The following is a 12,081-nucleotide window of genomic DNA, read 5'->3' as shown; positions in this document are numbered from 1 at the left end:
CGGTTCTCTCGGTTAGGCGGATGCTGCGGCTGGTGTCAGGATTCCGACGAGGGCGTCGCGGATGATGCCCTCGTCGAGCGGTTCGTCGTGGATCTGAGCGTGCCAGAGTACGCCGTCGATGAAGACGGCAGCTGCCCTGGCTCGGTCCAGACCGTGAACGGGTGCGATGAATCCGACGACCTCGTCGGACCAGTGCCGTGCGAGTTCGCGCACGCGCGGATCATGGACGGCCGCGGTGACCACGGCGCGATCGGCCTGCACGGCGTGAACGTCCGACAGGCTCTCGTGGATCAGCCGAGCCAGGCCTGCAGGTGTGACGCCGTCGGCGAGGACGGCCTGTCGCGTGGCCTCGATGCGGTTGTCGACCTCGGCGGCGAGCTCGCCGACTGCGGCTTCGCGGAGATCGTCGAGTGTGGCGAAGTACTGGGTCGTGGCGCCGAGCGGCACCCCTGCCCTGGATGCGACTTTGCGGTGCGTGATCGCGTCGACGCCGATCTCGACGATGAGCTCGGCTGCCGCGGTCACGATCTCGCGCCGGCGCGCCTCGGGGTCGCGCCTGCGCCGCAGTGCTTCGCTCATCCCCACCCCCTGTACAAGCAGTACATGTACGTTTGTACATTTTATGCCGAGGCAGGCTGAACGTTCGCCGCATCCGGCGAAGTCTGGCCGATGGTCTCTACCGCCGGCCGCTCGTGGCACGGACAATGGGATGCTGCCGCTGCCGACTCCCCTACCGCTGCGGCCTTCCGGAGGCCCCCATGGTCGCAAGACCCCCTACCGTGCGCGCCCTTATCGCCGCAGGAATCGTCGCCGCCGCGGTGTTCACGACGTCGACCGCGGCTCCGGCATCCGTCACCACACGCGTCAGCATCCTCGACGGCGACCACACGATGATCCTCGGCTGGGCATCGCACGACCTGACCACCATGGCCGCAGAAGAAGCGGCCTTCGGGCGATCGGATGCGATGATCTCGACCTACGTCGACTTCGTGCAATCGCCGGCCTTCCCCGATGACGAGGCCGACGCCGCCGAGGCACGCGGCTCAGCTCTGCTGATCGCGTGGGAGCCGTGGGACTGGAACCTCCCCGCCGATCAGCAGCCCGAGTTCGCACCGGCGCTGATCGCGGCGGGCGACTACGACACGTATCTGACGTCGTGGCTCACGTCGGCCCAGCAGCGCACTGCCGACGCCGAGATCATCGTGCGCTTCGCACCCGAGATGGACGACACCACGCGTCCCTGGTCGAGTGGAACCGCGCCGGGAGACAGCACCCCCGCCGACTACATCGCGATGTGGCGGCACGTCTACGAACTGAAGCAAGCCGTCGCCCCCGACGTCGTCATGCTCTGGAACCCGCTGAACTACGGAGCGGGCCCGCATCCGTTCGAGGCGTACTACCCCGGATCGGCCTATGTCGACGCGCTCGCTCTCGACGGCTTCAACTGGGGATACACCCCGATGAGCCAGGCCGGCTGGCAGAGCCCCGACGACGTGTTCGGCTTCACCGACCCGAACGGCCCGGTGCCGCGGCTCAAGGCGCTCGCGGGCTCCAAGCCGTGGGGCATCGCCGAGACGGCATCCGCTCCCGACCGTCCCGCCGACTTCCAGCCCGGCGGACCGGGCTACGGCTCCTGGGGGAGCTGGGTGTTCCAGTGGCCCGAGAACCCTCCCTACGAGGCGACAGCGGATGACTGGATCACCCAGGAGGGATGGTCGCGGATGCTGATCGAACGCGCGCAGGACGCCGGCGCGTCGTTCGTCGACTTCTTCCACACCGTGAAGGAGACCGACTGGCGTCTCACCGACACCGCCGTCGGGCGCGAGGTGCTGAACGCCGGATCGTGAGCGCGGCGCCGGAGGGCGCCGGCCACCACGTGAGCGACGCGCCACCACCCGAGCGACGTCATCTCGGCGGTGGCGCGTCGACATCACGGTGGCGCACTGCGGACTGAAGCCCGCTACTCGACCTGGCCGCGCTCGAAGTATGCGACCAGCTCGGGATCGAGTTGCGGCACCTCGATGGCCGAGCCGTCTCCGCGGAGCGACTGCGTCGCGAGGATGCCGGTGGCCACGGCTTCGCGGGCTGCGACGGGAGACGTCTCGGTGAGACCGCCGTCGCGCACGAAGCGCAGGAACTCGGCGACGAGCAGCGCGTCGGCGCCGTCATGCCCGGCATCCTCGACCTCGGGCACGATGAAGGTCTCGTCGGCCTCCCCCGCGCCGCGGTGACGGCGGTTCCACAGCTTGACCTCACTGCCCGCGGTGTCTCCGAAGTTCTCGATCCGCCCTTCGGTGCCGATCACCGTGTAGTTGCGCCAGTAGTCGGGGGCGAAATGGCACTGCTGATACGACGCCATGATGCCGCCGCTGAGCCGCATGTTCACCATCGAGATGTCCTCGACGTCGATCACCGGGTTCAGTCCGGTGAGCGACGTGGGCGGCCAGTTGTCCACGCTGAACCAGTCCGGCATCCGTTCGCCGGTGCGGTCGCGCCGATCGGCGATGCCGCCGTACACGCTGAGTTCGCCCATCGCCGCGACCCGTTCGGTGTAGGCGCCGGCCAGCCAGTGGATGATGTCGATGTCGTGCGCCCCCTTCTGCAGGAGGAGCCCGGTCGTGCGCCGGCGGTCGGCGTGCCAGTCCTTGAAGTAGAAATCGCCGCCGTGGCCGACGAAATGGCGCACCCAGACCGCCTTGACGTCGCCGATCCGCCCGTCCAGGATCAGCTCGCGCATGAGCGTGATCACGGGCATGTGCCGCATGTTGTGTCCGATGTAGAGGCGGCTGCCGGTACGGCGCGCGGCCTCCAGCATGGCGTCGGCGTCGGCGAGATCGATCGCGAGCGGCTTCTCGCAGAACACCGCGACGCCCGCCTCCAGGGCGCGGATGCTGAGAGCGGCGTGCATGTCGTCGGGTGTGAGCACCATCACGGCGTCGACGCCGGAGGCCAGCAGCTCGTCGACGGAGCCGGTGACGAGGGCGTCTGGAACGAGTCGTCGTGCGTCATCGCGAGCACGCTCTGACGGGTCGCAGATGGCGGTGATGCGCGAGCCCTCGCCGGGGCGCTGCACCTCCTCGCGGAGAGTGGCGCGCGCGCCGAAGCCGATGATGCCGATGCGGAGGTCCACGGTGGCCTTTCTGGGAGTGTCGATTCGAGGACGGCGGGGCCGTCAGCGGGATGCCGGAGCGTCGATGTCGGTCGAGGCCCCGGGGAAGAGGGACCACGAGAACTCGTGCAGCCGACCGGTGACGTCGTCGGCCGAGAGGGCGCGCTCGATGATGATGCGCGCCTGCCGCTCGTAGAAGTCGGTCGGGCCGACCGTCGTCAGTGTGGGAGCGATCAGCCGGGCGTCCGGCGTGTTGCCGACGCCGACCACGGCGACGTCGTGCGGCACACGAAGCCCCAGCATGTGCGCGGCGTTGATGGCCGCGATGGCCGCGAAGTCGGTGGTCGCGTAGACCGCATCCGGGCGGTTCTCGCTCGACAGCAGCCGCACGGCTGCGGCGAAGGCGCTTGCCTGGGTCTCGGCGTAGGTCTCCGTCCACGCCGGATCGAAGACGAGGCCTGCGGCCGACATCTTCTCGACGTACGGCGTGTACCGGGTCACCTGGGTGGAGGCCAGGCGCACGGCCCCCTCCGCCGCGAGGCATCCGATCCGGGTGCGACGCTCGATCAGGTGATCCATCGCGAGCTCGCAGCCCGGGATGGCGTCCGAGCGCACGACGTCGAAGCCGTCTGGTTCGAGGTGCTCCGAGAAGACCACGAGCCGCTGCCCGCGCCGCACGAGGTCGCGCAGCTTCTCTTTCGCGACCTCGTCGAGTCCGACGCCGTCGAGATAGGCGACGTCGCTCTCCACCCGATCCAGTGCCGCGTGCCAGTCGCCGTCCGCGAGGATCAGCGTCGTGAGCCCGTGCTTGTTCGCCTCGGCGTTCACGGCATCGGCCACTGCGAGCGACCACGGGTCGCTGAGCATGTGCAGCGAGAGCTGCACCATGCCGCTGCGTCCGGTGCGGATCGCCCGTGCCGCGGTGTTCGGCCGGTAGTTCAGCTCCTCGGCCGCCGCGATCACCCGCGCCGCGGTGGCTTCGGCGACACCGGACCCGCCCGTCCCTGCACGTCCGGAGAACACGTACGAGACCGTCGCAGTCGACACGCCGGCCAGTTCGGCGACCATCCGAAGAGTGGGGCGGCGAGCATCCGTCTTCCTGCGCTGCACCATCGGTCAGCCCTTCGATCCGCTGAAGGCGATGCCCTGGATGAACTGCCGTTGCAGGATCATGAAGGTCACGAGCATCGGCAGCGTCGCGAGAAGGGCGCCCGCCATCAGCACGGGGTAGTCGGTGCCGTGGATGCCGACGAGCTGCGAGAGCCCGACCGAGAGCGGCATCTTTGCGGGATCCGTCGTCACGATCAGCGGCCAGAGCAGGTCGTTCCACGACCACAGCACAGTGAACACCACGAGAGCGATGATGCCAGGCTTCGCGAGCGGAACCATGATCCGCCAGAACGTCTGCCACGGATTCGCTCCGTCGATCCGCGCCGCCTCCTCCAGTTCGGCCGGCATCGACATGAAGAACTGCCGCATCAGGAACGTGCCGAATGCGCTGAAGATGCCGGGCACGGTCAGAGCCTGCAGGGAGTTCAGCCAGCCGAGAGACTGGATGATCTCGTACTGCGGCAGCAGGTACAGCTGCGACGGCACCATGAGCACGGACAGGAACACCACGAACAGCGCGTTGCGGCCGGGGAACGGGATGCGCGCGAACGCATAGCCCGCCATGGTGCACAGCACCACCTGGCCGATCGTGCGCCCGACCGTGAGCAGCACGGAGTTCGCGAACATCTGCGCGAACGGCATCGATTCGAAGACCTCGGCGAAGTTCGTGAAGACCCATTCGCGAGGAAGGATGCTCGGCGGCACCTGCACAGAGTCGGACAGCGTCTTGAACGATGTCAGCAGCTGCCAGATGAAGGGGAACACCATGATCACGGCGCCGAGGCTCAGGAGCAGGTGCACGATCCAGAGGCCCCGGTTCTTCGGCTTCCCCGCGCGTGGCGTGCGCCCGGAGGGTACGCCGATCACGGCGCGCGTGTCGAGCGAGAGGTCACTCATAGTGCACCCACTTCTTCTGCAGGCGGAACTGGACGACGGTGAGCAGCAGGATGATCACGAGCAGCAGGAACGCGACAGCGGCGGCATAGCCGCGATCGTTGTCGAGGAAGCCCGCTTCGTAGAACAGGTACACCACGGTGCGGGTGTTCGGCATCGCCGGGTTGCTGCGTCCGAGCATCATGTAGATGAGGTCGAACACCTGCAGCGCGCCGATCACGCTGATCACGCTCACGAAGAAGATCGACGGCGACAGCATCGGGATCGTGATCGAGAAGAACTTGCGCACAGGGCCAGCGCCGTCGAGGTCGGCGGCCTCCATGATCGTGTCGGGGATGCCTTGCAGACCCGCGAGGAAGATGACGATGTTGGTGCCGAGGCCCGCCCAGATCCCGACGACGGCGATCGCGACGAGCGCGGTGCTCGGATCGGTGAGCCAGCTGCGGCCTTCGACGCCGACGGCTCCGAGCGCCGCGTTCAAGACGCCGTAGTCGCCGTTGTAGATCATCCGCCATACGAGCGCGATCGCCGCCGGCATCGTGACGAAGGGAATGAAGTACAGCGTGCGATAGGCGCTGCGTCCCTTGAGTCCGGTGGTGTTCAAGAGGGCGGCGATCGCGACGGCGAGCGGAATGCCGATCAGAGCGATCACGGTGTAGATCGCGGTGTTGCGCAGCGCCCCGATGAGCTCGGGGTCCTGCAGAAGGCGGGCGTAGTTCTCGAAGCCCACCCACTCGGATCCGCCGAAGGGGCCCGACTTCGTGAACGAGATGATGAGGGTGCGCACGGTCGGCCAGAGGTAGAAGACCGTGATGCCGAGTGCGGTGGGACCGATGAAGACCAGTGCCCACCACGGCGAGGCACCGGGGTTGCGCCGCCGGCGGCGGATGCCGGGGCTGGGGGCCTCCGGCATCCGCCCCTCCGACGTGCGCGCGTGGGGCGCGACGACGCTCATGGAGGTCCTTACTTCTTCTGCTCGTCGTCCAGCGCGGCCTGCATCTTCTCGGCGAGGTCCTTCAGGCCGTCCTTCGGCGTCACTGCACCCGACCACACCTGAGACAGGATCTCGCTCTCGATGCTGGTCCACGCCGAGGTGTTCCTCGAGACGGGGTAGGGCACCGCGGTGTCGAGCGCGTCGATGTAGACCTGGAGGTCGTACTGCGGCAGCGCGTCGACCCACGCCTGCTGGGTGCCGTTGAACGCGGGGATCACGGTGCCGGTCTCGGCCTGGATCTTGGCCGCCTCTTCACCGGAGGCGAACGCGGCGAAGGCCTGGGCCTCTTCGAGATGCGCGCTCTTGGCGTTGGCGACGTTGCCGACGCCGTGGATGACGCTCTGGTTCCCGTCGGGGCCCGCCGGCAGCGGGGCGACGTCGACCTTGCCGCCGATGTCGGCGTTGTCGGCGTAGGCGATGGCCGCCCACGAGCCGTTCTGGAACATCGCGACCTTGCCTGAGAGGAAGAAGTCCTCGGGGTTGGTGTCGGTCATCTGCTGCGCCGTCGGCGAGGACCCGCTCTCGATGAGGTCCGTCCACAGCTCGATGCCCTCGAGCGCCTCAGGCGATCCGTATCCGCTCGTCGTGCCATCCGCGGATATGACCTCGCCTCCCGCCTGCGCGATCGAGTTGTAGTTGTTCTCCTGGCCGTACTGGCTGGCCGCGATGCCGTACTGGCCCTTCGCCGGGTCGGTCAGCTTCGCGGCGGCGGCGGTGAAGTCGTCCCACGTCCAGCCCTCGGACGGGTAGGCGACGCCCGCGGCGTCGAAGAGCTCCTTGTTGTACCAGACGGCGACGGTGTCGAAGTCCTTGGGGGCGCCGCAGAGCTTGCCGTCGTAGGTGTAGAGGTCGATGAGACCCTGCGGGTAGTCGGAGGCCTCGATGCCGGAGTCGTCGAGGGGTGCGAGCTGCCCATTGGACGCGTACAGCTGGAAGTTCGGACCGTTCATCCAGAACACGTCGGCCGCGGAGCCTCCCGTCGCCGCGGTCTGCAGTTTGGTGAAGTACTCCTTGTACGGCGTGACCTGGATGTCGATCGTGACGTTCGGGTGCTCCTTCTGGAACGCCTTCGCGATCTCCTCCATCGCCGGTTTCTGGTTCTCGTCCCAGATCGCGTAGCTGAGGGTGACGTCGCCATCGGCAGAACCGGAATCCCCTCCGGTGGACGACGAGCAGGCGCTCAGGGCGAGCAGGGCGGCCGCTGAGGCGGCAAGGGCGCCGAGGGTGCGGCGGGGGAGGCGAGCCATGGTGTCTCCTTTGACGGTTCTGAGGCTTCGAGTCGGGCGCAGCTCTGGGGAACACGCTTGTTAAACGATTAGCAGTTAAACGATTAGCACGAATGTACCCGTTGTTGCGGATGGGCGCAACAGGCGGATCAGAGAGCGGAGCCGAGCGCGAGCCCGAGACCGGCGGCCAGCACCCCCAGCAGCAGGGTGCCGATCGCGTTGAAGGCGGATGCCGGGCGTTCGCCGTCGCGCCACAGAGCCACGGTGTCGAGCATCGCGGTGCTGAAGGTCGTGTATCCGCCGAGCAGACCCGCGCCGAGCAGGAACGCCTGGTCCGGGAGGGCAGTGGTCACGACGCCCAGCGCGAACGATCCGCTGAGGTTGACGACGAAGACGCCCCAGGGGAAGCGTCGACCTGCGAACCGCGCGACCCCGAGATCGACGAGGTAGCGCAGCGCCGCGCCGACTCCCCCGGCGAGCGCTGCGCCCACGAACAGCAGCGGACTCACGAGACGACTCCCCTCGGCGGCCGCTCCGCACGCGGACGGCCGAGGTGCAGACCGAGCGCTGCGCCTCCGAGCCCGAGGACGAGAGAACCCGCGGCGTACACGACGGCGAGGAGCGGAGCATCCGCCCACAGCCCCACGGTTCCGGTCACGAATGCGCTGTATGTCGTGAACCCTCCGAGCGCTCCCGTTCCGAGCAGGAGCCGCAGGTCGGCGCGTGCCGGATCCGCGAGCCGCTCGAAAGGCCGTGCCATGAGGAGGCCGATCAGGAAGGCGCCGACGACGTTCGCGATCAGCACGGGCAGGACACCGGCGTCGGCGAGCAGCATCCCGAGCGCGATCCTGGCGGCGGTCCCCGCCGTGCCCCCGGCGACGACGAGGAGCACGCGGCGGAGATTCACCCTGTCACTGTAGTCGTCGCCGACACTCGCCGCCGGGTGCTGACAGCACCCGGTCGTGCTGTCAAGGCGGTGCGAGCGGCGCGCTCGACGGGTTGACTGTTCGCATGACCCCGCTCTGGAAACTCGGCCCGACCGTCCCCCTCGGCTCTCCGTTCGAGCCGGGCGCGCGCCACGACGTCGTGATCGTCGGCGCAGGACTCACCGGCCTCTCGACCGCCGTCATGCTGTCGGATGCCGGACTCGACGTGGCGGTGATCGACGCGGGGGTCGTGGCCGAACTCGCGACCGGCGCCAACACCGGCAAGCTCTCGCTGCTGCAGGGCAGCCGCCTCGCCGAGATCCGCCGGCATCATCCCGCGTCACTCGTGCGTGCGTACGTCGACGCGAACCGCGACGGCATGCAGTGGCTCCTCGAGTTCGCAGAGACCGCCGGCATCCCGTGCACGCGTCGCACCGATCACAGCTACGCCCAGGAACGCGCAGGCCTCGACGTCCTGCGTCGCCAGCACGCCGCGGCGCGCGAAGCGGGTCTCGCTGCGCGGATGGTCCAGCCCGCAGACCTCGACGTCCCCTTCCCCGCTCTCGGCGCGGTCGCTCTCGACGATCAGGCGACGATCGACCCGGTGCGGGTCACCCAGGCGCTGGCCCGCAGGCTGCTCGCCTCGGGCGGCACTCTGCACGAGCATGTGCGCGCGACAGGCGCGCATGCCCTCCCCGAGCCGCGCGTCGAGACGACCGCCGGTCCGCTGTTCGCTCACGACATCGTGCTCGCGACCGGCACGCCGTTTCTCGACCGCGGACTGTACTTCATGAAGGTCCGCGGTCTGCGCTCCTACTGCGTCTCGTTCCGCACCTCTTCCCCCGTCCCCGAGGGCACGTTCATCTCGGTCGACGGCTCGACCCGATCGATCCGTGCCGTGGCGGAGACCGACGGTCCTGCGGACGCGGCTCAGCTGGTCGTCGGAGGAGGCGGACACCCGGTCGGACGCTCCGACGGCGAAACAGCGGCCATCGATGATCTCGTGGCGTGGACCCGCCGGCACTTCCCGGATGCCGAGGAGACGCACCGCTGGTCCGCGCAGGACTACGAGTCGCACAACCTCATCCCCTTCGTGGGGGCGATGCCTCGGGGCCTCGGACGGATCCGCTTCGCCACGGGCTATGCGAAGTGGGGCCTCACGAACGCGCCGGCCGCAGCGCAGCGGCTCACCGCCGAGATCCTCGGCATGCCGCGGCGCGAGCGCGCTTCGTGGATGACCGCGATCGGCACACGGCTCACGGTGCCTGCCGACCTGGCGAGAGGCGCGGCCGAGGGCGCGCGCGTCGCTGCCGCGGCCGCATCCGGCTGGGCCGACGCGGAGCGCCGAGCCGTACCCGTTCCGCGGCCCGCGGAGGGCCAAGGCGTGGTGGCGAACAGGGCCGCTCGCCCCGTGGGCATATCGACGGTCGACGGGGTCACCCGGGCAGTGGATGCCGTGTGCACGCACCTGGGCGGTGTGCTCGACTGGAACGACGCCGAGTGCACGTGGGACTGCCCGTTGCATGCGTCGCGTTTCGCTCCTGACGGGCGACGCCTCGAGGGACCCGCCGTGCACGATCTCGGCCGCGTGCCGCGGACACGGGCTGACTGACGAGATTCAGGGGCGCGCGGCATCCCACCCGTCCTGCGGCGTCTCGCAGGTCTCGCGGAACACGTACTGCGACACGAGCCGGCGCTCGCTGCTCTTCCAGTCGATCGCGGGCCGACGCTGCTCGGGCGGCACGTAGCCCAGCCGGTAGACGGCCATGAGCTCGAGGTCGTCGGGCACCCGCAGCATCCGCACGATCTCGTCCCAGCGACCAGGCACCTCCATCGGGAAGGAGATGAACTGGATGCCCATACCCAGCTCGACCGTGGTGAGCCAGATGTTCTCCATGGCGGCCCCCATGCTGAACACGGAGTAGAACGACGAGAGCTGCCCTGGTCGGTACTCGCTGCGATCGAGCATGACGCCCAGCAGCAGCGGTGAGCCGGCGACGAGCCGACGGTTCTCCTCGCCCAACGTCTTCGGCACGCCGAAGGCGTTCATGAGCTTCTGGCCGCGTTTCGTGAAGACCTGTCCGGTGAACGGCCGCAGGGCCGCAGGCAGCTTGTCGAACAGCATCCCGCTGCGCTTTTCGTCCATCTCGGCCTGACTGAACCGGAAGTACGGCTTGTAGCGTTCGAAGAAGGTGCCGTTCGACATCGCCTCCGTCATGCTCTCTCCGGAGATGCGCGCGATCGCCTCGATCGTGTCGCGGTTCTCGATCACGACGAACCGCCACGGCTGGCTGTTCAGCTGCGACGGGGCGCGTCCGGCCGCCTCGAGCAGTAGGCGCTGATGCTCCTCGGACACGGGGTCGGGCAGGAACGGTCCGTTCGTGGTCTTGCGGCGGCGGATGGCGTCGAGCAGTTCCATGCGGTCACTTCCGGTCGAGGGGCAGCAGTGATGAGGCGACGCTCGCGAGATAGAAGGGCGCCGCGGCGAGCGCGATGAGCGGATGCCGTCGGCCCCGCGTCCCCGCATACGGGATCACGGCGAGCGGCACGGCGGCCGGTGCGAGGGCGATCGCCGCGCGGCGGCCGGTGCGCGATCGCCAGGCGCAGACGAGGGCGACGGCAGTGGTCGCGCAGGTCACGACGTACAGCAGGTGATGCACCCAGCGGAACCGGCTCGTGTCGACGAGCCGTGCGGCCACGGCAGTGCCGAGCGCACAGTTCGCGGCATAAGCGGCCGTGGCTGCGACGACGATCGCCGTCGCTTCCGTACGATCCCGTCGGCCGACCATGGCCCCGACCCTACTCCAGCCACGCGTTTCGTCTCGCTCCGCTCGCTCAACGACCGGGAGGCACCACGCGTTTCGTCTCGCTCCGCTCGCTCAACGACCGGAGGCATCCGGTCGTTGAGCGAGAAGCGAAGCGACGAGACGAAACGCCTACAGGTTCGCCTCCGCGTACACGCGGAGCGCGTCGCGGACGAACTCCGCACCGTTCGTGCCGCCGGCGGACGTCGCGTAGTTCGCACCGAAGCGCGGATCTGCCACGTACATCTCGCCGAGCCCGATCACGTAGCCCTTGACGTCTCCGCCGGGCACAGCCGCGGGCGTGCCCGGGATGCCCGTGAGCCACTCGACGTGGCGACGCGCGATGGCCTGGGCCTCGTCGGATGCCGGATCGACGCCGCTCTCGGCGGCGGCGATCCAGTCGCGTCCGAGGTCGGACACGCGGCGCTGCCAGTCGGCGCGCTCGGCATCCGTCATCCCCTGCCACCAGCGGTTGCTGTCGGCGTAGGCCTTCTTGCCCCAGCGCTCCTCGACCTCCTCCTTGTACTGGGTGTGGTCGAAGCCGTCGAACATGTTCTCTGCCATGAGTTCTTCACCTCCTTCCAATGCTCCGATGGTGGATTCGACCGACGCGATCTGCCGCGCCAGCCGGGCCTGCTCCTCGCGGAGGAGCGCGAGGTGGGTCTTGAGTGCCGTTGCTTCGGCGCGCTCCCTGTGGAGCACCTCCGCGATCTGCGGCAGCCCGAGTCCGAGTTCGCGCAGCAGCAGGATCCGCTGCAGTCGCACGAGCGCCTGCTCGTCGTAGTGCCGATAGCCGTTGTAGGCGATGCGCGACGGCGGCAGCAGACCGATGTCGTCGTAGTGACGCAGCGTTCTGCTGGTGGTGCCGGCGAGCCGTGCGATCTCCTGGATCGACCAGTCCCTGGTTCCCATGTCGCCCTCCTTCCGTAGTGATATCTCCACGGTAGAAGTTGACGTTACGTCAATGTCAACCGCGAACTTTTGCCGGTTCGTAACACGCGCGACGCGCATGCTCGAT

General features: G+C 68.5%; 13 protein-coding genes. 2 read left to right on the top strand and 11 right to left on the bottom strand.

Annotated features, from left to right (window positions below; all coding sequences use genetic code 11):
- Positions 1–12: 12 nt before the first annotated feature.
- Positions 13–579 (bottom strand): TetR/AcrR family transcriptional regulator, encoded by a 567-nt coding sequence (locus QFZ53_RS04860; RefSeq protein WP_292907527.1) that lies wholly within the window; start codon positions 577–579, stop codon positions 13–15.
- 179 nt (positions 580–758) lie between these two features.
- Between QFZ53_RS04860 and QFZ53_RS04855 the strand changes: the two genes are divergently transcribed.
- On the top strand, positions 759–1,847 hold the full coding sequence (locus tag QFZ53_RS04855) for a hypothetical protein (protein ID WP_307294134.1): 1,089 nt from the start codon (positions 759–761) through the stop codon (positions 1,845–1,847).
- Between the two features lie 113 nt (positions 1,848–1,960).
- On the opposite strand, the gene QFZ53_RS04850 is transcribed toward QFZ53_RS04855, so the two are convergent.
- From QFZ53_RS04850 to QFZ53_RS04820, 7 genes are all read right to left on the bottom strand, one after another.
- Entirely contained in the window at positions 1,961–3,130 is a 1,170-nt protein-coding gene (locus QFZ53_RS04850) for a Gfo/Idh/MocA family protein (protein ID WP_307294131.1), read from the bottom strand.
- 42 nt (positions 3,131–3,172) lie between these two features.
- On the bottom strand, positions 3,173–4,222 hold the full coding sequence (locus QFZ53_RS04845) for a LacI family DNA-binding transcriptional regulator (protein WP_307294128.1): 1,050 nt from the start codon (positions 4,220–4,222) through the stop codon (positions 3,173–3,175).
- A 3-nt stretch (positions 4,223–4,225) separates the two neighbouring features.
- Positions 4,226–5,116, bottom strand: a complete 891-nt coding sequence (locus tag QFZ53_RS04840) for a carbohydrate ABC transporter permease (protein WP_307294125.1) — start codon at positions 5,114–5,116, stop codon at positions 4,226–4,228.
- Positions 5,109–6,068, bottom strand: coding sequence for a carbohydrate ABC transporter permease (locus QFZ53_RS04835; protein WP_307294122.1), 960 nt, complete (start codon positions 6,066–6,068; stop codon positions 5,109–5,111). The genes QFZ53_RS04840 and QFZ53_RS04835 overlap by 8 nt, the downstream gene beginning before the upstream one ends.
- A gap of 8 nt (positions 6,069–6,076) precedes the next feature.
- Positions 6,077–7,354: an ABC transporter substrate-binding protein gene (locus QFZ53_RS04830; RefSeq protein WP_307294118.1), complete on the bottom strand. Its 1,278-nt coding sequence runs from the start codon at positions 7,352–7,354 to the stop codon at positions 6,077–6,079.
- Positions 7,355–7,482: 128 nt separating this feature from the next.
- Positions 7,483–7,842, bottom strand: coding sequence for a fluoride efflux transporter FluC (locus QFZ53_RS04825; protein ID WP_292907523.1), 360 nt, complete (start codon positions 7,840–7,842; stop codon positions 7,483–7,485).
- On the bottom strand, positions 7,839–8,240 hold the full coding sequence (locus QFZ53_RS04820) for a CrcB family protein (protein WP_307294115.1): 402 nt from the start codon (positions 8,238–8,240) through the stop codon (positions 7,839–7,841). Before QFZ53_RS04820 ends, QFZ53_RS04825 begins: the two co-directional genes overlap by 4 nt.
- A 104-nt stretch (positions 8,241–8,344) precedes the next feature.
- Between QFZ53_RS04820 and QFZ53_RS04815 the strand changes: the two genes are divergently transcribed.
- Complete coding sequence (locus QFZ53_RS04815; RefSeq protein ID WP_307294113.1) at positions 8,345–9,871, top strand: FAD-dependent oxidoreductase; 1,527 nt, start codon at positions 8,345–8,347, stop codon at positions 9,869–9,871.
- Between the two features lie 6 nt (positions 9,872–9,877).
- Here the strand turns inward: QFZ53_RS04815 and QFZ53_RS04810 are convergent, their stop codons facing one another.
- The 3 genes from QFZ53_RS04810 to QFZ53_RS04800 all read right to left on the bottom strand — a co-directional run bounded on the left by QFZ53_RS04810 (position 9,878) and on the right by QFZ53_RS04800 (position 11,975).
- Complete coding sequence (locus tag QFZ53_RS04810; RefSeq protein WP_292907517.1) at positions 9,878–10,678, bottom strand: nitroreductase family protein; 801 nt, start codon at positions 10,676–10,678, stop codon at positions 9,878–9,880.
- A gap of 4 nt (positions 10,679–10,682) precedes the next feature.
- Complete coding sequence (locus QFZ53_RS04805) at positions 10,683–11,048, bottom strand: hypothetical protein (protein WP_292907515.1); 366 nt, start codon at positions 11,046–11,048, stop codon at positions 10,683–10,685.
- A gap of 147 nt (positions 11,049–11,195) precedes the next feature.
- Positions 11,196–11,975: a MerR family transcriptional regulator gene (locus QFZ53_RS04800; protein ID WP_307294109.1), complete on the bottom strand. Its 780-nt coding sequence runs from the start codon at positions 11,973–11,975 to the stop codon at positions 11,196–11,198.
- Positions 11,976–12,081: the final 106 nt, after the last annotated feature.

The organism is Microbacterium natoriense, from assembly GCF_030816295.1.
In the GTDB taxonomy this organism is placed as follows: Bacteria; Actinomycetota; Actinomycetes; order Actinomycetales; family Microbacteriaceae; genus Microbacterium; species Microbacterium natoriense_A.
The sequence above is the reverse complement of the archived record's forward strand: the minus strand, read 5'-3'. Positions and strand labels throughout refer to the sequence as shown.

Excerpts from the sequence above, each read along its gene's own strand:
- QFZ53_RS04860 (WP_292907527.1), bottom strand. The coding sequence starts at position 579 with ATGAGCGAAGCACTGCGGCGCAGGCGCGACCCCGAGGCGCGCCGGCGC.
- QFZ53_RS04855 (WP_307294134.1), top strand. The coding sequence starts at position 759 with ATGGTCGCAAGACCCCCTACCGTGCGCGCCCTTATCGCCGCAGGAATC.
- QFZ53_RS04845 (WP_307294128.1), bottom strand. The coding sequence starts at position 4,222 with ATGGTGCAGCGCAGGAAGACGGATGCTCGCCGCCCCACTCTTCGGATG.
- QFZ53_RS04840 (WP_307294125.1), bottom strand. The coding sequence starts at position 5,116 with ATGAGTGACCTCTCGCTCGACACGCGCGCCGTGATCGGCGTACCCTCC.
- QFZ53_RS04835 (WP_307294122.1), bottom strand. The coding sequence starts at position 6,068 with ATGAGCGTCGTCGCGCCCCACGCGCGCACGTCGGAGGGGCGGATGCCG.
- QFZ53_RS04830 (WP_307294118.1), bottom strand. The coding sequence starts at position 7,354 with ATGGCTCGCCTCCCCCGCCGCACCCTCGGCGCCCTTGCCGCCTCAGCG.
- QFZ53_RS04815 (WP_307294113.1), top strand. The coding sequence starts at position 8,345 with ATGACCCCGCTCTGGAAACTCGGCCCGACCGTCCCCCTCGGCTCTCCG.
- QFZ53_RS04810 (WP_292907517.1), bottom strand. The coding sequence starts at position 10,678 with ATGGAACTGCTCGACGCCATCCGCCGCCGCAAGACCACGAACGGACCG.
- QFZ53_RS04805 (WP_292907515.1), bottom strand. The coding sequence starts at position 11,048 with ATGGTCGGCCGACGGGATCGTACGGAAGCGACGGCGATCGTCGTCGCA.
- QFZ53_RS04800 (WP_307294109.1), bottom strand. The coding sequence starts at position 11,975 with ATGGGAACCAGGGACTGGTCGATCCAGGAGATCGCACGGCTCGCCGGC.